The following is a 22,175-nucleotide window of genomic DNA, read 5'->3' on the forward strand; positions in this document are numbered from 1 at the left end:
GACTCCCTCTTGACAAGTAGTTTTATAATAGAGTAAAGTCTCTTTTGATATGGAAAATACTCCCGACATGAAAAAAATTATTCTCGGCCTAGTCCTCGGAGTGGCAGTTTTAGGCATCGTTCTTTACGGTGGTTATCTCTACGCCCAAAAATTCGGGGTCAAAATCACTTTACCCTCTGGTCAAACTTATTTAGGTGAAGAAGCTTTAGAAGCTAATGAATTGGTTAATCCTCCAACTGCTCCCCAACGCTTTACGGCCGGTCCCAATGTTCCCTGGAAAGAATATAAAGGAAAAGTCTATAATTACTCCTTCAAATACCCAGAAACCTTAAAATTAGGCATTTTCCCTGATGATCCCACTGACTCGGTGGCCATCATCTGGGGTAATATTCCGGCTCAACGTAACATTTTTATTAATGTCGAAAACATTCCTAGCCGTGACCCAGCTTATGTTGGTAAAGTTGAAGATTTTGCTCGTAATTGGTGGAAATTCTTTTCTGGTTTGAAAGGTCTTGTTTCAATTGAAAAGTTCGTCAATACCTCTGGTTTAACTGGTTACCGCGCCATTTATATTAATAACGCTGATCAATCACCTAATATTGACATCTTTTTTGCTGTTTCCAATGACCCTAATAAAGTCATCCATATCGCCAATGGTATCCTAGATCCAGAAATTTTTGAACGAATTGTTGACAGTCTTAACTACGAAGCTAAATAAAGATTAGCGAGATCTCATTTTATATTTTAAAATTAACCCCTTAATTCCCTCTCCTCTGGTCTGATGCCAACCATTATTTAAATAAAGTTGATTAGTTTTAATTTCCTGGCCATCAATGATTAACCTACCCTGGCTCTCTTTCTCTATCTGATATTCTCCTTCTGCTAAAATCTCAAACATCATCTCTTGATTACCGGAAAAAACAATCTTCTTGCCCACTACATAAAGATCGCCCAAGCCAGTCAGCAAATAATTCTGCTTTAAAAAATTGACATCTTCGGTTGCCAAGGTCCAAAAATTGCTTTTATTCCAATAAATAAATTTAGTTTGATTTCTTCTTAATTCTTCTGTCAAACTAGGAAAGGGTTGAGAAAGACCGTGAACAAACAGCGGAAACGGTTCGCAACAGTAAAAGTATCCAGGCTGGCGATAAAGATGATAGCCCGTCATGTCATAAACTGCATCGCCAGGTTCAGAAACTAACAAAATATTATTGACAATTTGAAGCTGGCCTGTATTTTTCCATTTTGTTTGGACTCTTTCTGATTGCCAAAGACCAAAACAAGAAAGAGAAAAAAGCGACAACCAACCAATCAGCCAAAGTAAACCAATTTTTTTCTGAAGCCAATGACCCAAATCAACCAAAAAGATAGCCGCCAATAAGCAAAGAATCACTAGTAAAGGCAAGTAGTTTTGTAAAAGAGTGATGTAAATAAAAAAGAAAACCAAGAAAGCAAAGCCAAGAAAAGAAAAAATTAAAAATAAACTGATTAACTGATAACCTTTAAAAGCTGCTTGAAAAGCTTGTTTAATTAAACCTGCTACCCCTAAAAAAATAACGAAAATGGTCAAACACCAAGGCAAACTGCGGCCACCTAAACCATAAAAAGCATCATTGGGAATAAAAGGAAAGATTGGGTCAAAAAACATTTTGCCATAACTTCGATTAATTTCATAAGGCAACAAGAAAACTGAATAAATTACTTTTGGAATATCACCTAAAAGAAAAGCAAATAAAAATAAAGCCAAAAAAGGAATTAAAACACCTAAATGAAAAAAGAAAAAATTCTCCCAGAGTTTTTTCCAGGTACCGCGACTAACAAAAAGCAGACCAGCGAATAAACCCAAATAACCAAAAGCGACTTTCATTAAAATCAAAAAAGCCAAACCATAGGTAAATCCAGCCATTAAAAGAAAAAGTCGCTTCTTCTTTTTCTTTTCTGCCATTAAAAGAAAAAGAAAAGAAGCTAACCAAAAGAGCAAGGAAAAATTATCAGGTCTAATTTCAATAGTTTTGCTTAAATTAAGAGGCAAAAGAGCCCAGAAAAAAGCGGCCACAACCCCGGTTAAGCGATTAAAAGCTAAATTGCCAATATAAAAGAGAACTAAAAGAGTGGCCAAAAAAACCAGGAAATTAAGAGCCCGGGCAAAAAAAAGAACCACCACGCCTTCTTTTAAGAATAAAAATAAGGGGGCAAAATAGGCAATCAAGAAAGGCGAAAAAGAGTAACCAAAATCTCGATAAGGCATTTGACCTTGAGCCAGAAGATAAGACCGATACAAATGACGAAACTCGTCCTCATCAAAAAAACGATTCATGGCTAAATCAAACCGGAGAGCCAAGCAAAAAAGAATGGCGATGATTCCCAAAAAAACAACTAGGTTGTTAAAATTAAAGAATTTTTTCATTAAAATGGATTTTACTGGTTTGAAGCTTTTTTTTCAATCTGGTTCTGGTTTAAAATTTTTTGGTCAGATTTGCTACAATAGGAAAGATGAAAAAACTTTTGATTCTCCTTTTTCTTGGTTTAATTATTCGCCTTTTCTTTATTCCCAACCCCGGTTTTGCGGCTGACATTGCTTATTGGAAATCCTGGAGTTTAGCCGCGGCTGAAAAAGGGATTGTCTGGACCACTCTGGAAACCAATTACAATTACGCCCCCGCTTTTCTCTATTACCTAAAAGCCGTGGGTTCAACCTATCTTTTTTTAGCCCAGCCAATAAATCTCCAAGCCTTTTGGCAAGCAACCAATCTCCTTTTTCTCCTTCTCATCAAGCTACTAGTCATTATTGTTGACTTACTGACCGCCTACGGCCTCTGGTGGCTTCTGGAAAAGCATTTAAAAACCAAAACACCCAAAAGAATAAACCTGCCTTTAATTGCCGCTGGATTTTACCTTTTTAATCCCTTCATCATTTTTAATGGTGCCTACTGGGGTCAAGTCGGCTCAATCGGGACTGGTCTTCTCTTTTTAAGTTTAATTTTACTTTGGCAAAAGAAATCCCTCCGGGCCATTGGTGTCATTACCTTAGCTTTTCTTTTAAAACTCCAAATGCTTTTTTATCTTCCCCTCCTGCTTCTCTGGATTTTTAAAAAAGAGGGCTGGCAAAAATTAATTACCTCTTTAGGAACGATGACCATTGTTTTCTTTTTAGTTTGTTTGCCTTTTATCCTTAGTCATCATATGGAGAAAGTAACCACCTTGATTCTCGCTTCGGCTGATTACTTTCCTTATCTTTCCTTAAATGCTTATAATCTCTGGTGGTTGTTTGCCAAAGGAGCTGGCTTTACGACCATCGACCGAATTCTTGTTTTTGGCATCACTCCGGCAAAATTTATTGGCCTTTTTCTTTTCTTTGTTTTTTACCTTCTATCTTTAAGTCTTCTTTGGCAAAAAACCAATAAAAAAACCTTGATCAAAACCTGCCTTTGGGTGGCTTTAGCTTTTTTTATGCTGCCCACCCAAATGCATGAGCGCTACATTTATCCTGCTTTTCTTTTTCTAGCCCTGATGATTCCAGAAATCAGTCAGCTTTACCAAGAAAAACCGCGATCTATTAAGTTATACTTTTACCTATTAATCATGACTCTATTACCCTTAACCTGCTTTTACAATCTCCATAATGTTCTAGCGATTAACTATCCTCAATACGCTTTGTCCATCTTGGCTCAATTAAATTTTAACGAACTAACTCTAATCGTGGCAGGTATCCATTTAATCCTTTTTCTTGGCTTAAGTATCATCTTTATCAAAGAAATTAATCCCCGATTGAGCCTCACGATCCTCTCTATAGCAGCCTTTATTATTATTTCTAAACAAGCCGCCTTTCTCGCTACTAAAGAAATTCCTTTAACCAAAATTACGCCTATTTATCAAAAACAGGATTATGGCTTACCAATGAAAAATTTGACTGTTAATTCAGCTTGGGGACCAAAATCCTGGAGCTTTCTTTCTTCAAACTACTTTTTTTACCGTCAAGGGCTTGGTTCTCATGCCAATTCTCAAATTATTTACCCTCTTAACGGCCAATTTAAACGCTTTACTACTGATGTGGGCATTGACGCCGAAGCCGGTATTCAGGGAACAGTTGAGTTTAAAATTCTGGCTGATGGTCAGCTTCTTTATGAATCAGGCAAGGTAGGGAGATTCGATCTACCCCGCCACGCTGAAGTCAATATTGAAAAAGCCCAAAATCTTGAATTAATTATTACTGATGCTCAAGACGGCATTAATGATGACCATGCTGATTGGTTAAATCCAACCCTCTACAAATGAAAGAAATAAAAAGAATAACCAAATTAATCCCTTTTCTTCTAATCATCATCGCCATTGTCTTCAACCTCTGGACTTTGGTACCAGAACTTTATATTCAATCTGACCTCAATGACAATATCTTTCAACTTGGTCTAATTAACCGAATGAATCAGGTTTGGGAAGAAGGTAATTTTTTAGATTTGATTGACCATTGGGTGCCCAACTGGGCTGATGGTTATCCTCTGCCTTTTTATTACTCCCATTTACCCCATTTAGTCACAGTGGCGAGTTACAAACTTATTGAACCTTTTCTGCCCCTCCAATTCTTTGATTATTTTCATCTTCTCCAATATCTAATCCTTGTTTTTACTCCTCTGGCTTTTTATATTGGTGCTCGAAAATTCTGTTTCTCAAAATTAACTTCTGGCTTAATTGCTCTGTTTTCCTCCCAACTTTTAACTGATGGTCTTTACGGAATTGATGTCTCAAGCTATGTTTGGCGAGGCTACGGCCTTTCTTTACAAGCTTTAAGTGTTTTCTTCTTACCTTTGGCCCTTGGTTTTACTTGGCAAGCTGTCAAAGAAAATAAAAAATATCTGGTGGCAATTGGCTTTCTTGTCGCCTGTCTAGCTTCTCACCTCGCCACTGGTTATATTGGTCTTCTTTCTTGCTTGTTAATCCCTTTGGCCTTAGTCAAACTGCCTAAGAGAAACTGGCTTTCCTCTTGGCAAAAAGTCATTTCTAAACCTAAATGCATAAGTTTAATTAAGAACTATATGCGTCTTTTGATTGTTTTCTCAATTACATTTATCTTCCTTTCCTACTGGTTCATACCCTTGTTTCTCAACAATCAATATCATGCTGTTAGTTTCTGGGACCCACCCAGTAAGTGGTTTTCTTATGGATTCGAGAGTGTTATCAATCTTTTCCTTAATGGTGATTTACTAGACTTTGGCCGCTTACCTATCCTAACCTTCTTAACTATTCTTGGCTTCCTGATTGCGGCTTTTCGCGCTCAAAAGCCCAGGCATCGCTTTTTCTTTTTTCTTTTTCCTTTCTGGCTAATTCTCTTTTTTGGCAAACCGTTTTTTGGAGACTTAATTAACCTCTTTCCCTTATTAAAGGACTATCATCTTCATCGTTTCATTATTGGTGTCCATCTAGCCAGTATTTTTCTTATTGGTATTGGCCTTAATTGGCTAATTACAAGAATTCTGAGGCTTAAATTTTCTCCTGATATAAATATATCTTTATGTATCGTTGTAATTCTTATTATTTCTTTACCTGTCTTTCGCCAAACCTACAATTACCTTGATTTGAACAGAGAATGGCTTCCAGGAGCCAATCAAGAATTTATTGAAGATTGGGCTAACTTAGGCAAAATAGTCCAGAAGCTCAATGAGCTTCCCCGAGGACGAATTTACGCTGGTCGACCAGGCAATTGGGGCCGAAGTTTTAAAGCAGGACCGACACCAGTCTATATGGCTCTCTCTGCCCGTGGTTTTGAAATTGGTGGCTTCTTGCCAGAAACTTGGTCCCTCAACTCTGATCCTGAACAATTCTTTAATGAACAATTACCAGAGCACTACAATCTCTATAATATTCGCTATTTGGTTAGCCCCCTTGATTATTCAGTCCCTTCTTTTGCTGAAGAAATTATTAGTTATGGCAACTACAAACTCTCTGAAATTGAAACAACTGGCTATTTTGACCTAGGTTACTCTGATCTTAATGTTCTCAGTTCAAAAGAAAACCTTTTTAACATTACTCGTTCTTGGATTATTTCTCCTTGGGTAAAACAAAAACAATTCCCCGCCTTAATCTTAAAAGGCCAATCAGATGCCAGTTGGCAAATTAAAATGACTGATGAAGCTAATTATCAAGCCCTTAATCAAGAATTTAATCTCTTCGTAAGTCCAGTCTTTAATCAAGAACAACCTTTTAAAATCAACCCTCAAGGAAAAATTTTACAAGAAGAGATAAACTTCCAAGAATATGAGGCTAGTATTGAAATTGACGAAGCATGCCAAGATTGTTTAATTGTTTTTAAAATGACTTACCACCCTAACTGGCAAGCAACTATCGATAATCAACCTGTCCAAAAAATAATGGTCTTCCCGAGCTTTATGGCCACCAAAGTTAACCCTGGAAAACACCAAATTTCTTTTAAATATCAACCAGCTCTCATTAAACCCCTTCTTCTAACCTTAGCAATCGTCACGCTTATTATTTTCCTTCGCCTAAAAAAACGCCTGCTCTCGAACCGCCTCTTTACCTAATAAATAAATCAAAATATTACTTAAAAAATCAATAAACGCAGGCTTTAATTAAGAAAAAAACAACTACTAGAGGACTTGTTGAATAAACTGTCGCAAAACAATAATTTCTTCTATTAAAAAACTATTAGACTAAAGCTTTAACCTAAAAATGGCGCTTTTATTAATTAATCACTTCTTTAGCAAACAAGGAAAAAGGTCGCTAATTTAAACACTTTTCGAGATACTCTAGGATAGATATATAAACGAACCATCTTTGTTAATATTTTTAGAAATTGTTAAAGGAATTTATCTACTTCATTAATAACTGAGATTACTTTTTAAACAAATGAGCTTCTTTAGTCACAATAAAAACTAACCAACAATTCTATAGGTTTACTTTATTTTAAAATGACTCTTTTATATCAAAACATATCAAGTTCTCCTCGGCTAAAATATTTTTAACCTTGATATACTATGCAATCTTATGACAGATTAATTAGGTAATTTTGCGGTAATTATTATTCGTGTGAATCTTTATGAAAATCTTTACAAAGACTTTTATTACCCTCCTTTATACCTGATCTAAATAGGTCAAACTCTACAAAAATTGCCTCTTGACAAGTATCTCCAGCCCTTATTATAGTAGTTTTGTTCTTATAATTTAGTATAATCTTTTATAATTTGAAGCTAAATTAAGTTTGCGGGAATTTTCAAAAATGACAAAATATAGCCAACATTATTCTTTCGAAAAATCAAAAAACTTTACTGGTCTTGCTGAGGTTTTCGTAGCTCTCCTAATTTTCAGTTGTGCTTTTATTTGGCTCTTTCTTTAAAACATGGACCTGCCCAAACTCTTTCGCTCCTATCTTGAATCACAAAAGGTTTCTTCTGTCACCATCAAAAATTATGTGGCCGACATTAACAACTTTCTTAACTGGTTAACAAAGAAAACAGGAATCAAATATCAAGTCGCCGGTAAAGGAATTTTTAATCTTTTTAACCAACAAACAATTGAAGAATATAAAACTGATTTAATTGCCAAAAATACTCCCCTGTCGACGATCAACCGTCGTCTTTCAGCTCTAAGAAAATTTGGTTATCTTGGTCTTAGTCAAGGATGGCTAAATAAAAATGAGCTTTCTCAAGTAAAAAATCTTCGTTTTTCAACCAAACATCCCTACCAAGGAGTCCTCATTAAATTTAAAAGACATCTAGAAAGACAAGAAGCCAGTCAAATAACCATTAATAACTATCTTTCAGATTTAAGGCACTTTTTAAGTTGGTTGGAATTAAAAACGTAGCTTAACAAAACTAATGCGGGCCGCCGCAAGCAAATTGGAGGGGAACCAAATTTCGCTTTTTCCGTCAGAGACGAAAGGTAGCCCGCATTTCAATTATATCACCTTAATCAAAGCCTTAAAACTTTCTCAAAACCTTTAGAAATGTCATCAAAATCAACACTTAGCCAAATAAACAAAGAAACCATTGATGCCTATCAAGACAACTTGATTAATGTCCTTAATCTCTCCTCGAGTACCGTTAATCGTCGCCTTTCAGCCTTACGTAAATTCGCTGCTTGGGCAACTAAGGCAGGTTATCTAAAAAACAATCCTTTTGAGAAAAAAAACTCTTCTCTGCCTCAAGAAACAGAGATGGTCACTAAAAAAGAAAGTTGGCTTCAATCAGCACCAGTAAAACTAGCTAAAATTGTCTTAGGTATTGTTATCATTATTATCCTCCTTCTCCTCTCTTCTTATCGCTTTTACTCTTATATTCGCTCCATGCGCATCCAACAAGTAGTAACGCCGACTGCAGCCGCTTATTCACCTTGGATTATCAATTTTCAAGGCAAACTAACCACCAATACAGGCGAAGCAATTACTCACGAATCCCAGGTTGTCTTTGAAATTTATAACCAAAAAGAAGGTGGTGCACCTCTTTGGCAGTCAAAAACTTGGCCTTTAGTCCCTAATCCTGAAGGTAAATTCCAAGCTCCGCTTGGCGATACGACCCGAGGTGATTATGAACTTTCTTCCCAGATTTTCTTTCAAGAGGAAAGGCTTTATCTTGAAATTACGACTAATAATCAAAAACTTAGTCCGAGAATTCCTATCTCCTCGGCCGCCCACGCTGCAGACTCCTATTTATTAAATGAATTTCCACCATCCCAAGCTCCAGAAGGTAATATGGTTCCGGTTTTAAATGAAGAAGGTAATCTTATTCTGGCTGCCAACTCTCCTAAAATCAAATCAACCCAAGGCAATTTTGCTATCGAAGGTCAAGCAATCAGCCTGGTAACGCCAGTCGGATCAGACGGCAATATTACCTTAGCACCTGATGGGTCTGGAGTGCTAAATTTAATGCTTAGCGCTGGTTCAGGTGAAGTGATAAATGCGATTGACGCAAACTTAGGTATTTCTGGCAACAAAGAAGCTAACACTTTGTATTACGGTTATGTAGGCAACGACAATAAAAATTATAATCTCTTAAAACTTGAGGCCGGTTCGATTCCTTCGCCTAAATTCACTGTTGATGCTAATGGCAATGTTAATCTCTCCGGTACCTTAACTTTAGGAACTAATACCCAAGTTTACGCAGGTATTTGTAACTCAGCTAATAAGGGCAAAATCTACTATGACAGAGATACTAATAAATTTTATTATTGTGATGGTTCTGCCTGGACAGATCTCGCTGGAGCAACAGGACCGGCTGGTAACCAAGGAGAATTTGGCGGCTATTCAACTTCATTCAACTTCAATACTGATATTCTTGAAAACGATCCAGGTTCAGGCTACCTAAGATTTGACCATTCAACCGCAACTGATATCAGAAAAATTATTGTTAGTGATACTAATGGTGATAATAAGGATATTGATGCTTTTTTAGACAATCTTAGGAATGGTGGCCAATATGGCTACATTAGAATCTTTAGCGAAAGCAATGGAGCGGAAAAATGGTGGTATGGAAAAGTCAAGAGTGTTAATGATGAGGGTGATTGGCATAAAATCACTGTTACTTTTATTGCTTCAACCGGGGGTAACCCCCCAATTTCTCAAGATGAAAAAACTGTTCTTACTTTTTCTCCAGCCGGTTCTGGTGGAACCGGTACAAGTTCAACAGGTGCGACTGGTGCAGTTGGTGCTTCGGGACCAACCGGAGCGACTGGTGAAATCGGTGTAACCGGACCCACCGGACCAACCGGAGCCACCGGGGCGATCGGTGCTTCGGGACCAACCGGACCTACCGGACCAACCGGAGCGACTGGTGAAATCGGTGTAACCGGACCCACCGGACCAACCGGAGCGACCGGTGAAATCGGTGTAACCGGTCCCACCGGACCAACCGGAGCCACCGGAGTCATCGGTCCCACCGGAGCAACCGGGCCAACTGGACCAACCGGAGCTACCGGTGAAGTAGGTGTAACCGGACCAACCGGACCAACCGGTGCGACCGGAGTCATCGGTCCCACCGGAGCAACCGGACCAACTGGACCAACCGGAGCTACCGGACCAACTGGACCAACCGGCGCGACGGGTGAGGCCGGTGTAACCGGGCCGACCGGACCAACCGGCGCGACTGGCGCGGAAGGAGCTACTGGACCAACTGGTCCAACGGGAGCGACCGGCATTGAAGGTGAGTCTGGACCAACCGGTGCTACCGGTGAAGTAGGTGTAACCGGGCCGACCGGACCAACCGGTGCTACCGGTGAAGTAGGTGTAACCGGGCCGACTGGACCAACGGGAGCGACAGGAGCTGAAGGTGCCTCCGGACCAACGGGACCGACAGGACCAGTCGGACCCGATGGCACTTCCCTCTTTTGGGAATATAATAACTGCGATGGGCCTAATGGTTGGTGCGGTCTAATTTTCCCTTATCTTGATCCTAATTCTCAGTCTTTGGCTTTAGGTAACGATGCCACAGCATCAGCCGAAATTTACTTTTCACCGGTGGCCAATAATGACTCGTGGATTAATGTCTCCGGCGGCGATTTTGGGATTGGAACAGATACACCAGGAACGAAGCTTGATGTTGAAGGAAACATTACCGTAGGCGGTAATAATATTTACGATTCTGGAGGTGTTGTCATTACTTTTGATGGCTCACAAAATACTGTCCTTGGAGGCGACCTTACCGCCTATCACATCTCTCCCCAATCTAATGATTCCTTTGACCTTGGTTCCAATACCGCCCGCTGGGCCAATCTCTACCTAGGGCCAGAAACTCTCCATATCGGTACCAATACTTCCGATGAAGGCAGAATTTACTACGACACTACTTCCGATGACTTTATTTTTAACAGTGATGGTGATGTTATCTTACAAAGCACCACCGGCAACGTGGGAATTGGGATGGTAGAGCCTGTAGTTAAATTAGATGTTAATGGCTCTGTCATTATGAGGCAAAAATATGATTACCAAAGGAATATCACTATCACTAATTCGGGAGGAGAACTCACAGATTATGATATTTTAGTTGAAATCGATACCGCTACTCTAATCTCTAACAGCAAAATGCAATCGGACTGTGATGATATAAGATTTATGGATTCAGATAAAACAACTCCCTTAGTTTATTGGTTAGAACAAGGATGTAACACTTCTGCAACCCAGATTTGGGTAACAGTTCCCACTATACCGGCTACTTCCCAAAAAGAAATTTATCTTGTCTACGGAAATTCCACTTCTATCAATGCAAGCGAAACCTATTCTGGCTCATTTATTACCATGTTTAATGTCTCGTGTCCCTCTGGTTGGAGCTCATTCTCCGGTTTGAACGATTCTAATCGATTCCCAAGGGGAAGTACTAGTTATGGCGGAACAGGAGGAACAACGGCTCACGCTGTTCACACTTTTAGCGGAACAACTACTGGGCCATCTATTACTATCTCCTATGGAACAACCTCCTCTGCTGCCACATCATATACTCATACTCATACCTATAGCGGAACAGTTAGCTCGACTGCAAATAACCAAATACCTCCTTATCTATCTGTTATATTCTGCTCTGCTGATGATCCGGCCCCACTTCTTCCAACCTCATCAATTTCTTGGTATTCTTCTTTGCCCTCTGGCTGGAGCTCGTTCTCCGGTTTGAACGATTCCAATCGATTTCCCAGAGGAAACACTAGTTATGGCGAAACAGGAGGAGCAACAACCCATACTCATCCCTATAGCACAGGAAGCTCTAACCCATCGGCTGGTGGGAGCAGCGGGACAAAGGCATATATTCCAAACGACCCACATACTCACACAGTTAGCGGAACTACTTCTGGAGGAAGTAATGTTCCTCCCTATTTGGATGTAATTGCGGCCACTCCCGACGCTACTGCTCCTTTTGAAGCCAATGTCATCGTCCCAACAAATTCAAATTCCGCACCCCCCCTTGGCTGGAATCTATTCACTTCTTTGAACAGCTCTAATCTATTTCCCAGAGGAAACACTAGTTATGGCGAAACAGGAGGAGCAACAACCCACAATCATACTTCTAACGGAACAAAAGCTACCTCTGTTCCATCAAATAACACCGGTCAACATGGCGCCACTGGTAATCCCTATACTTTGGCACAGGCCGACCACACACACAATTATAGTTTCACAACTTCCACAGCGACCGGCATTCAACCACCATATTTAGACGTGGTCTTTATCCAAAGAAAAACAGTTAGCGTTAGCGTTGATTTAGGTAGCGAAATTTCGGCAAATAGTTCTCCAACTATCTTCTTTTCTGACTCACTTAACGGCAATATTGGTATTGGAACAATAGATATAGGGTCCTATCTGTTTAGAGTCGGAGGAGGTATGATTGCACAAAGCTATGCTACTGGCCATATTATTGAAAGCAGAATCTATCCTAAAGAGGAAGAGTCATTTACCGTGGGAGATCTTCTCTCTATAACCGAGGCTTTAGATTCAAATCAGACCATCGAAAACGCAAGATTTACAAAATCAAGCTATGCCTATGACCAAAATATTATTGGCATAGCAGAATATAATGACAGTGATGGTTACAGACCAACTATTAGTGGTGTATTTAAAACTAAAGTCTCCACTATCAACGGTCTGATTAAAACTGGCGATCCGGTTACATCAAGTAAGATTCCAGGCGTGGGAATGAAAAGTACTGAAGCTGGACCAATTGTTGGTAAAGCCCTAGAGCCTTTTGGTTTGGAGCAAACACTCGAACCGTGTACTGCACCTTATGAACAATATCAATGCGGCAAAATTGAGATTTTTATCAATATCTCTTGGTATAACCCTGATGTTTATCTAACAGATACCGGTGACATCTTTATTGAAAAGATAATAACTGAAGATGGTGAAGAAGAATTCGTTGTTAAAGATTCTACTGATGGGCTAATCGAAAAGGTTAGTATCCTTAAAGAAGCAGTGATTGGCAAGATTAAAGCTGGTTTGATTGAAACCAAAGAATTGGTAACTGATAAATTAGCCAGCCAAGAAATCCAAACCCAAAGTTTAGTCACACCTTTAATCGAAACTCAAGATATTGATACAGAAAGAATTAGTTTGAAAGAGATTGATTCAAAACCAGGCGAAAATCTGATTGTTAATTTGGAAAAAGATGAAAGTGGTTTTGGCAAATTAATTATTAAAGGCAAGGACGGTCAAGAGGTCGCTAGTATTGATAGCCTTGGCAACGCTACCTTTAGTGGTGAGATTACAGCAGATAAAGGTAAATTTGAGAAACTTTTAAGCAAGGTTATCACCAGTGAGAACTTAGAAACTAAAGACGCCACCATTACTGGTACCCTCTACGCTGATAAAATCGTTAGCAATGAAATCGTTAGTTTAGAAGGCAAATTTGGCGAACTCTTAGCCGCCACCGTTTCTGCTCAAAAAATTCAGGGATTAGAAGAAAGGCTGGCTCAATTAGAGGCTAATAAAGAAACAGCATCGGCAATATCTTCGCCAACACCGCCACCAGAAACAATTACAGAGGAAGAATCACCAGCCACTGAAAGTAGTAATATTGACCCAATGGCTGATCTTGAACTTTCACCAGATATAGAGGCTTTGGTTGACGAGATTTTGAAAACTTCAACTGAAGCAACCTCCCAAGCTGACCTAAATGATATTTCTGGTGAGAATTTAATGATTAATAATAATCTCACTGTTCTGGGTAATACCTCTCTTGGTGATACCTCGGTTGCCGGCTCGCTTAATATTGGTGGCACCCTGAATCTAGCTGACAATTCAATCAATTCTTTAATCGACAACCTTTATCTTCAAAATCTTGGTTTAGGAGGGATTGATATCTTAGCTGGCAAAATTACGATTGATTCTCAAGGAAACGTTGTTTTTAAAGGTGATGTGGCGATTAAAGGCAGATTAGCTTTGAGCGAAATCGAACCATTACCAGATCAGGATCTGATTATTAATCTAGACAACCAATCAGAATCAGAAGAAGAATCTAGTTTCGGTAAATTAATTGTTAAAGGCGTTGATCAAGAAACAATTGCCTCAATTGATTCCTCGGGGACATCAACTTTTAAAAAGGTAGCCATTGCTAATGCTAAACAAGAAACTAATCAAATCTCAGAAAATGAAATTGAAACTAATGCCACTGCTGGCCAAGCTACTCTAACTGCCCATGATACAGAAATCACTATTAAATCTCATTTTGTTACAGATGATACGATGATTTACGTTACCCCTACCAGTGACCCTGATAATAAAGTCCTCTTTATTAAAGCCAAAAAAGCTGATTCTCCAGAAGAGATTGGTTGGTTTAGAGTAGGCATTGATAAAAAGATTAATCAAGATATTAATTTCAATTGGTGGATTATTAACTGAATCAAAGCTATAATTGAGAAGTTATGGAAAATAAAATAATTTGGGATATAGAAAAAATCATGGGTTGGTTAATCATCAGCTTAGCTTTTCTCTTGCCAATCTTTTTCCTGCCAATTACAATCGATTTTTATGAGTTTAATAAACAAACTCTTTTGATTGTTTTTACTAGCCTCCTCCTAATCCTTTGGTTGATAAAAATGGTTTTGAACCAAAAGCTTGTTTTCCGAAGATCACCTTTAGATCTTCCTCTTCTTCTTTTAATGATCGCTTTTATCATTGCTAGCTTAATGACTAAAACTCACAAGACTATTCCCTTTTTGGCATCAACCGGCACAGGTACAATCATTAGCTTAACGCTTATCTACTTTATAATCACTAACAATTTAAAATCTAAATTTCTCCCTTATTTATTTTCAAGTCTAATTATCAGTGCTGTTTTTCTTTCACTAGCCACTCTCTATCAATCTTCTGGTCTGACAAGCTCTTTCACTAATCTTCCTTGGCTAGAAGATAAATGGTTTACTCCTCTTGGTAGTATACTAATTCTAATTTCGTTTCTTTTTCTTGGCTTAATCCTTACCCTTTACCTCTTCGTTAAGCAACTTAATAAAAAAGAATATTTAATAACATTTCTAACTGGTGGCGCTTGTTTCATTATTACCTTAAGCTTGATTTTAAGTATCCATAACCTAACTCCAGAACTAGGTAAAGATTTTGCTTTTCTCTCTTACCGAGATAGTTGGATTATTAGCATTGAATCTCTTAAAACCAATCCTCTTTTTGGAGTTGGCCCAGGTAATTATATTTCTGCTTTTAGTCGCTTTAAACCTTTAAGTTTTAATCAAAATGACTTCTGGAATTTCCGTTTTGATCGAGCAATAATCTATCCCCTTGACTTATTAACGACTGGTGGTTTATTAGTCTTTTTTGCTTACTTATTTTTAATAATTAAAATCGGTCTTCTCTTTTTTAAAAGTTACCAACAAAGAAAAGAAAACCAAAGATTACTTTTAATTATCCTGGCTATTACCCTTATTATTCCCTGGTTGATTGGAATTAACTTAGTTATTCTCAGTTTAACCTACATCTTGTTAGCTTTTTTCAATCTCAAGCCTGAGGAAACAAAACAACTATCTTTCTCCTCAAAAAAAATCCCGCCTATTATCTTAACTGTTGGCTTAGCAATTATTCTCTTTTTTGTTTATCTCTGGGGGCGAATTTATGTCGCCGAAATTGTTTTTACACAATCACTTGATTCCTTAGCTAAAAATCAAGGCATCCCTACCTACAATCAACAAATTAGGGCGATTAAACTCAATCCCTATTCACCTCTTTATCGTCGCGTTTATTCTCAAACCAATCTTATTCTTGCCTTTGCTCTAGTTAACCAACCAGATCAAGCCAGCCGAGACTGGGATAAAATAACTAGTTTGTTCCAACAAACAGTGAGAGAAGCCAAAATTGCCACTGTTCTTAACCCGACTGATGCGGTTAATTGGGAAAATCTAGCTCAAACTTATCGCAGTCTTCTTAGATTTGCTGATAAGTCTGATCAATGGGCCATTACTAGTTACCAACAAGCAATTATTAATGATCCTCTTAACCCTCAAATTCGCATCGAATTAGGCGGACTCCACTATAGTCTTGAGGATTTTGAACAAGCGACTCGTCAATTTGAAATCGCCGTTTCTCTTAAATCAGATTATGCTAACGCTTATTATAATCTCTCCGCCACTTACCGAGAAAGAGAAATGTATCAGGAAGCTTATAACGCTATGCAAAATGTGGTTAATTTAGTTGATCCTAATTCAACTGACTACCAAAAAGCTAAGAATGAATTAGAGGCTTTAGCTAAAGAATTACCCCAACAACAAGAAAAAGCTGTTTCTCCTGAAACAGAAGAGTCTAGCTTAACTGAACCCTCGCCTTTACCTTCACCAATAACTCAACCACTAATCAACTTATCAGAAGAATCATCTCCCTAAAGTAGAATTTTTAAGGTTTCAATGTTAAAATTAAAGTAAGTATTGGGCCTGTAGCTCAGTTGGCTAGAGCGTCGCATTCGCATTGCGGAGGTCGAGGGTTCGACTCCCTCCAGGTCCACTCTGGGCCGTTAGCTCAGTTGGCTAGAGCGTCTGCATGGCATGCAGAAGGTCGCGGGTTCGACTCCCGCACGGTCCACTTAAAAGTAACTTCTAGGCTTTTTGTTATAGGAAAAAACGAAAAAATAAGAGAATATTACTACTTAAGATAGCTTAAAGGATTAACAGCCACGCCTCCGTTCCTTATCTCAAAGTGAAGATGAATACCTGTACTCCGCCCGGTTGAGCCTATTTTTCCAATTGACTGTCCCCGACTAACATTTTGACCAGGAGAAACATAAATTGCCGACAGATGAGCATAAAGAGTGCTAAAACCATTACCATGGTCAATCAAAACCCGATTACCATAAGCCCAAGGGGCAGGCCAACCAGCCACTATTACTGTTCCTGAATCAGCTGCCAGAGCATTTGGAGCACTATTATTAGCAATATCAATTCCAGGGTGGTACCAAACAAAATATTGAGTAATTCGGCCGCTCGCTGGCCAAACAAACTGACCGGTGCCAGTAATCGTCCCAGCGGCTGGCACCTCCGCATAATAACGTCTTGGTTCACTAGGTGTTGCCTTAGGCATAATCCCTTCAGGAACAACCAATTCTTGACCAACCGCTAAAGCAAAAGTTTCATCATTAGCAAAGGAGTTGTAAGGCCAGTTAACAACCACCTGGGCATCAACTTGGTATTTTCTGGCAATCGAATAGATTGTTTCTCCGTGTTGGACTTTATGGGAAATACCAGTGACCGGGAGAATTCTTAAGACACTACCTACCTTGATTGATTTAATTGTCTCAAGATTATTCTCCCAACGAATCGTATCAATGGAAACACCAAATTTCTCGGCAATGGTTGAAACCGTATCGCCTGACTTAACCGTGTACTCAATAATCTCTGAACGGGGTTTAATTGACTCAAGAGTCGAGGTTTCTATCTCTCCTTTAGTGGCGGAAATAACAGCCGTCGCTTCAGCCTGCTGCCAGGAACTCTCTGTCAATCCAGGGAAATTCTCTTCAATTAAAACCGGTCCTAGGGTAATTCCTATCACAATTAAAAGCATCATTCCGGAGTGAACAAAAGGCCGACTGTAGCGTCCCCGCTGACGGTAAAGAACCACCGCCATCTTTGACTTACCCCCTTCGAACAAATGAAAAATTCTAGCGGTTTTTTTGCGAGAATAACGACCTAAACTACAGAGGAATTGCCAAATATCTTTTTTAAAAGAGGGGTGCTCCATAAGTGGAACCAGGTTAACATAGGCAGAAGTAGAAGTCAATTTAACCGCTCTAGCCTTGATTGAGAGTCTTTAAGAATTCGCTGTTAGATTTGGTTTTAATTAAACGTTCTAAAAATAATTCTGTTCTCTCATTCGCCCCGAGCATATCAACCATCTTTCTCATGGTAATAATTTTAGGATAGACTGTCTTGCCGTAGAGAAGTTCTTCTTGTCGGGTCCCAGAGCGTTGAATATCAATCGCCGGATAAACTCGCCGCTCGGCTAATTCTCTAACCAAATGGAGCTCCATATTACCGGTCCCTTTAAATTCTTCGTAAATCAAATCATCCATTTTCGAACCTGTTTCAACCAAACAGGTACCAATAATCGTTAGCGAACCACCTTTCTCAATGTTTCTGGCGGCACCAAAGAATTTCTTTGGAGGCCAGAGAGCGGCTGGATCAAAACCACCAGTCAAAGTTCGCCCCGAAGTGGGAATACTGAGATTATAAGCACGGGCTAAACGGGTGATTGAATCCAAAAGGATAATCACGTCTTTGCCAAGTTCTACCAGCCGTTTAGCTCGCTCTAGAGCTACTTCAGCTGCGCTTGTCTGCTGTTCTGGTGGCTCATCAAAATTAGAAGAAATAACCTCACCTTTAACTGAACGGGCAATATCAGTCACCTCTTCTGGTCTTTCTCCTACCAAAACTGCCATCAAATGAATATCTTTGTAGTTCTCGGTAATCCCATTAGCAATATCCTTTAAAAGCCAAGTTTTACCTGCTTTAGGTGGTGAAACAATTAAGCCCCGTTGGCCTCTACCAATCGGCGAGATAAGGTCAATAACTCTAGTAGAAACAGGTGCCTTGCCTGTTTCTAGTTTAATTTGTTCCTCAGGATAGAGGGGCGTCAAACTCTCGAAAACTGGTCGCTTACCTACTTTATCTGGAGCCAAATCATTAATTTTTTCTACTTTTAAAAGGCCATAATAACGTTCATTTTCTTTTGGCTCTCGGGCCTGGCCACCAATCATGTCACCAGGACGGAGATTGAAACGGTGAATTTGGGAAGAGGAAATATAAACGTCTCTGTCAGAAGGCGAAAATTTAGGTCTAAGATAGCCGTGACCTTCAGGAGCAACCCCTAAGATCCCCTCGACAAAGTGAGTTGGCACATCTGCATCGGGAATCCGCCGATTATCGACAACCCCATTAAATTCATTTTCATAGGGAGTTTCTTTTTTCCCCACAAACTCATCGGCCGTTAACAACTTCTTCTCGGTTTTAGAAACGGCTTCTTTTTTCTCTGAAGCAATAAATTTCTTAGATACTGGCATTAAGGAATCTAACCACTAATTTAAGGGAGAATTTAATTCACCAATCTACAATCTAATTTAAACAAAAATTAAAACACTCTGTCAAGAGGCAAACTTTCGATTCTCGAATGGAGAGTAGTGTGCCTGCCCTACACACCACCCTCCATCCCAAAATCGAATCTAAAATCTTGACATTTTCTTGACGACTGTGTTATTGTCAACTTGGTATTTGAGTCGCCTGTCCTGACTCAATACCAACATGCGAAGGGCATTGCTATTCGTGGTAATCTGTCCAGCGATAGTAATGCTCTTTGTTTATTACTAAAGCTTAATTGTAAAAGTGAATTCTTGACAAATTTAACATATTTTGTCAAGAGTGTCAATCCTATAAGAAAATCTTCTGAAAAAACTGACAGTCCTATAGTTTATACTATTATTATATTAGCTTCATTTTAACCACTTTTAAAAGGAATATCAAGTATTGTGGATAAATAAGGGAAAAGTTATTTCTTAAATAATTCTCTGGCTAATTGACTAACTGAAGCAAATTTCTCCGGAGAAATAATTTCAGTCAAACCTAATTTTCTGGCTTCTTTTTTCCTTTTATCAGTTTGACTAATTTCTCTTATCTCCCCCAAGAGACCAATCTCACCAAAACAAACCGTTTTGGGATCAAGAGAAATGCCTTTAAAGGAAGAAATAATCGCTAAAGCAACGCCTAAATCACTCCCAGGCTCATCAATTCTAATGCCGCCAACAACATTAACATAAACATCAAAAGTAGCTAAGGGCAATCTTAATTGTTTAGTTAACACTGCAGAGATAAGCTGTAAACGCCGACCATCAATTCCTTGACCAATTCTTCGTGGTATAACTAAGGTTGTGGGTACAACTAAAGCTTGAATTTCTACCAAAACAGGTCGGGTCCCTTCTAAAGTAGCCACTACCACTGAACCTGGAGTTTTCTTAACTCGCTCTTTAAGAAAAAGCCTAGAAGGGTTAGTCACTTCAATTAAGCCTTTGTCGGTCATTTCAAAAACACCGACTTCGTCGGTAGCCCCAAAACGATTTTTTGTTGCTCTCAATAATCTCGCTCCTCCAAATCTTTCGCCTTCAATATAAATAACCGTATCCACCATATGCTCAAGAACTTTAGGCCCAGCAATCGCTCCAGCTTTGGTTACGTGGCCAACGAGAAGTAAAGGAATCCCTTCTTTTTTGGCAACTTTAAGAAACATAGCCGCTGACTCCCTTACTTGGCCAACCGATCCTGCCATTCCTGATAAACTGCTTGTCCAGCAAGTTTGAATAGAATCAATAATCACCATTTTAGGTCTTAAATCTCTAATCTGAGCACAAATTGTTTCCACATTAGTTTCCGTTAAAAAAAGTGTTTCTGGAATTTTCAAATTTAATCTTTGGGCCCTGATTTTTATTTGTTGCAGCGATTCTTCTCCGGAGACATAAAGAGGAGGTGTTCTTTTTTTATCTATCTGACTGATTAACTGAAGCATTAAAGTACTTTTACCAATCCCTGGTTCACCACTGACCAATACCACTGAACCAGAAACTATTCCTCCACCAAGAACCAAATCAAATTCACTTATCCCTGTTTTCATTCTTGATTGAAAAACCGATTTAATTTGGGAAAGTTTCTGAGGTTTAGCTTGGGAAATAATTTCTCCGCTTACTCTATCTGGAATGCCCAATTTTGTCTCAACTAGACTATTCCATTCTCCACACTGAGGACAACGACCCAACCACTTTGGCGCTTCTGCTCCACACTGTTGGCAAACAAATTTGGTAATCGGTTTCGCCATGAAGAAAAAACTATTTATAGCCTATTGGTTTCTCTTTTAGAACTAATCCCAAACTCATTCTTCTCCCCTCTTTATCAATTGACTCAATATAACAATCAACTTTATCACCAACTTTAAGAGATTTTTCCGCAGGAATTTTAGAAATATGAATTAGACCCTCAATTCCTTCCTCTACATCAACAAAAGCACCAAATGGAGCCAAGCGAACAACTTTACTCTTGACTCGAGCATCAACCGGATATGTCTTTTCAATCGCCTCCCAAGGATCAAGTTTGAGCTGTTTAATAGAAAGATTAAGTTTACCAGTCGTTTTATCAACCGCCAAAACTTTAACTTTAATTTTATCACCTACTTTATAAAACTCTCCGGGGTCTTCAACTCTTTGCCAAGAAATCTCCGAAATATGAACCAATCCTTCTAGTTCAATTTTGTCTGGTTTAATTTTGACAAAAAAGCCAAAAGGCATCACGCCTGTGATCTTACCAGAAAAAGTATTGCCAATTTTAATCTTCCTAAGTTCTTCTTCTTGCGCTTTGAGAAGAGCGGCTTCGGAAACTTCTCTCTCTGAAAAAATTAATCGATTTTTGCCTCGATCCACTTCGATCGGCTTTACTTCAATCTGTCGGTTAATCAATCTTTCTATCTTTTCTTCCCATTTAGAACCAAATTGAGAGGCGGGGATAAAACCTTGTAGACCTTTGGCCTCAACCACTAAACCCCCTTTATTAACTTCCCTACCTGTCACTCTTACGGCCCCACCTGTTTTCATCTTTTCCTCAAACCGACCCCAGAGATAATCAGCTGCCGCTTTTTTAAGAGAAAGCAAAGTCTGACCTTTATCGTTTTCTGGTTGACTTACAACTGCCTCAACTTGACTCCCCACTTCCAATTCCTTAATAAAGTCTCTAGCCGCTTTCATTTCCCGATCAATCACCATCCCCTCGCTCTTACCGCCGATATCTATATAAAGGATACCTTTGGTTTTTTCTACTACAATTCCGTTAATCACATCGCCTCTTTTCCAGCCATGTAACTGATGCTTTGTTTGTTTAAGAAGCTCTTCCATAGTTGTGGGTTGTTTTTTAGAAGAACGTTTAACCGAAGCCTTGGGAGAAGACTTTTTAGTCTGTTTCTCTATTTTTTTCGATTTTCTTTTTTTCAAATTCCATTTACCTCACTTTCAAGAAAGTTTTTCTATTCTACCTTAAAATTAAGAGTTTGCCAAGTCTTTTTATTGTTTTGAGGTTTTAGAAATACCAAAAAGGCCAGCCCTGACCTATTTTCGCAGACCCTTGCGGATCAACTATCGTCGGCGCTGAAGTGTTTGACTTTCGTGTTCGGAATGGGAACGAGTCGTTCCACTTCGCTCCAAGGACTGGCCAATTTTTTATTTTGACTCCTT

The 22,175-nt window shown here is 39.0% G+C and carries 11 protein-coding genes, 2 tRNA genes, 1 rRNA gene and 2 pseudogenes; 10 read left to right on the plus strand and 6 right to left on the minus strand.

What is annotated here, in order from left to right:
• Window positions 1–67: 67 nt before the first annotated feature.
• Window positions 68–718, plus strand: a complete 651-nt coding sequence (locus VMY36_00720) for a hypothetical protein (GenBank protein HUV42419.1) — start codon at window positions 68–70, stop codon at window positions 716–718.
• Window positions 719–721: 3 nt separating this feature from the next.
• On the opposite strand, the gene VMY36_00725 is transcribed toward VMY36_00720, so the two are convergent.
• Window positions 722–2,407, minus strand: coding sequence for a glycosyltransferase family 39 protein (locus VMY36_00725; protein ID HUV42420.1), 1,686 nt, complete (start codon window positions 2,405–2,407; stop codon window positions 722–724).
• 86 nt (window positions 2,408–2,493) lie between these two features.
• Between VMY36_00725 and VMY36_00730 the strand changes: the two genes are divergently transcribed.
• The 9 genes and pseudogenes from VMY36_00730 to VMY36_00770 all read left to right on the plus strand — a co-directional run bounded on the left by VMY36_00730 (window position 2,494) and on the right by VMY36_00770 (window position 16,504).
• A complete protein-coding gene (locus tag VMY36_00730; GenBank protein ID HUV42421.1) occupies window positions 2,494–4,275 on the plus strand; it encodes an NPCBM/NEW2 domain-containing protein in 1,782 nt (593 codons plus the stop codon).
• Window positions 4,272–6,533, plus strand: coding sequence for a YfhO family protein (locus VMY36_00735; GenBank protein ID HUV42422.1), 2,262 nt, complete (start codon window positions 4,272–4,274; stop codon window positions 6,531–6,533). Before VMY36_00730 ends, VMY36_00735 begins: the two co-directional genes overlap by 4 nt.
• Before the next feature lie 815 nt (window positions 6,534–7,348).
• Entirely contained in the window at window positions 7,349–7,813 is a 465-nt protein-coding gene (locus VMY36_00740) for a site-specific integrase (protein ID HUV42423.1), read from the plus strand.
• Window positions 7,814–7,930: 117 nt separating this feature from the next.
• Window positions 7,931–8,122, plus strand: a pseudogene (locus VMY36_00745) (site-specific integrase).
• A gap of 1,482 nt (window positions 8,123–9,604) precedes the next feature.
• Window positions 9,605–10,309 (plus strand): annotated as a pseudogene (locus VMY36_00750) (collagen-like protein).
• A 714-nt stretch (window positions 10,310–11,023) separates the two neighbouring features.
• Window positions 11,024–14,323: a DUF2341 domain-containing protein gene (locus VMY36_00755; GenBank protein HUV42424.1), complete on the plus strand. Its 3,300-nt coding sequence runs from the start codon at window positions 11,024–11,026 to the stop codon at window positions 14,321–14,323.
• Window positions 14,324–14,346: 23 nt separating this feature from the next.
• Window positions 14,347–16,308, plus strand: coding sequence for a hypothetical protein (locus VMY36_00760; protein ID HUV42425.1), 1,962 nt, complete (start codon window positions 14,347–14,349; stop codon window positions 16,306–16,308).
• Window positions 16,309–16,352: 44 nt separating this feature from the next.
• Window positions 16,353–16,426: transfer RNA gene (locus tag VMY36_00765), tRNA-Ala, on the plus strand.
• Window positions 16,427–16,430: 4 nt separating this feature from the next.
• A tRNA-Ala gene (locus VMY36_00770) sits at window positions 16,431–16,504 on the plus strand.
• Between the two features lie 60 nt (window positions 16,505–16,564).
• Here the strand turns inward: VMY36_00770 and VMY36_00775 are convergent.
• The 5 genes from VMY36_00775 to rrf form a co-directional block, all read right to left on the minus strand.
• A complete protein-coding gene (locus VMY36_00775) occupies window positions 16,565–17,656 on the minus strand; it encodes a M23 family metallopeptidase (GenBank protein ID HUV42426.1) in 1,092 nt (363 codons plus the stop codon).
• 49 nt (window positions 17,657–17,705) lie between these two features.
• A complete protein-coding gene (gene rho, locus VMY36_00780; protein HUV42427.1) occupies window positions 17,706–18,974 on the minus strand; it encodes a transcription termination factor Rho in 1,269 nt (422 codons plus the stop codon).
• A 482-nt stretch (window positions 18,975–19,456) separates the two neighbouring features.
• Window positions 19,457–20,773, minus strand: a complete 1,317-nt coding sequence (gene radA, locus VMY36_00785) for a DNA repair protein RadA (protein ID HUV42428.1) — start codon at window positions 20,771–20,773, stop codon at window positions 19,457–19,459.
• Window positions 20,774–20,783: 10 nt separating this feature from the next.
• Window positions 20,784–21,935, minus strand: a complete 1,152-nt coding sequence (locus VMY36_00790; GenBank protein ID HUV42429.1) for a S1 RNA-binding domain-containing protein — start codon at window positions 21,933–21,935, stop codon at window positions 20,784–20,786.
• A 101-nt stretch (window positions 21,936–22,036) separates the two neighbouring features.
• Window positions 22,037–22,153: ribosomal RNA gene (gene rrf, locus VMY36_00795) — 5S ribosomal RNA — on the minus strand.
• Between the last annotated feature and the right edge of the window lie 22 nt (window positions 22,154–22,175).

The organism is Patescibacteria group bacterium, from assembly GCA_035529375.1.
Classification (GTDB): Bacteria; Patescibacteriota; Microgenomatia; order PFEM01; family JAHIFH01; genus DATKWU01.

Coding starts and splice junctions, on each gene's coding strand:
- VMY36_00720 (HUV42419.1), top strand. CDS start 68: ATGAAAAAAATTATTCTCGGCCTAGTCCTCGGAGTGGCAGTTTTAGGC.
- VMY36_00725 (HUV42420.1), bottom strand. CDS start 2,407: ATGAAAAAATTCTTTAATTTTAACAACCTAGTTGTTTTTTTGGGAATC.
- VMY36_00730 (HUV42421.1), top strand. CDS start 2,494: ATGAAAAAACTTTTGATTCTCCTTTTTCTTGGTTTAATTATTCGCCTT.
- VMY36_00735 (HUV42422.1), top strand. CDS start 4,272: ATGAAAGAAATAAAAAGAATAACCAAATTAATCCCTTTTCTTCTAATC.
- VMY36_00740 (HUV42423.1), top strand. CDS start 7,349: ATGGACCTGCCCAAACTCTTTCGCTCCTATCTTGAATCACAAAAGGTT.
- VMY36_00755 (HUV42424.1), top strand. CDS start 11,024: ATGCAATCGGACTGTGATGATATAAGATTTATGGATTCAGATAAAACA.
- VMY36_00760 (HUV42425.1), top strand. CDS start 14,347: ATGGAAAATAAAATAATTTGGGATATAGAAAAAATCATGGGTTGGTTA.
- VMY36_00775 (HUV42426.1), bottom strand. CDS start 17,656: ATGGAGCACCCCTCTTTTAAAAAAGATATTTGGCAATTCCTCTGTAGT.
- rho (HUV42427.1), bottom strand. CDS start 18,974: ATGCCAGTATCTAAGAAATTTATTGCTTCAGAGAAAAAAGAAGCCGTT.
- radA (HUV42428.1), bottom strand. CDS start 20,773: ATGGCGAAACCGATTACCAAATTTGTTTGCCAACAGTGTGGAGCAGAA.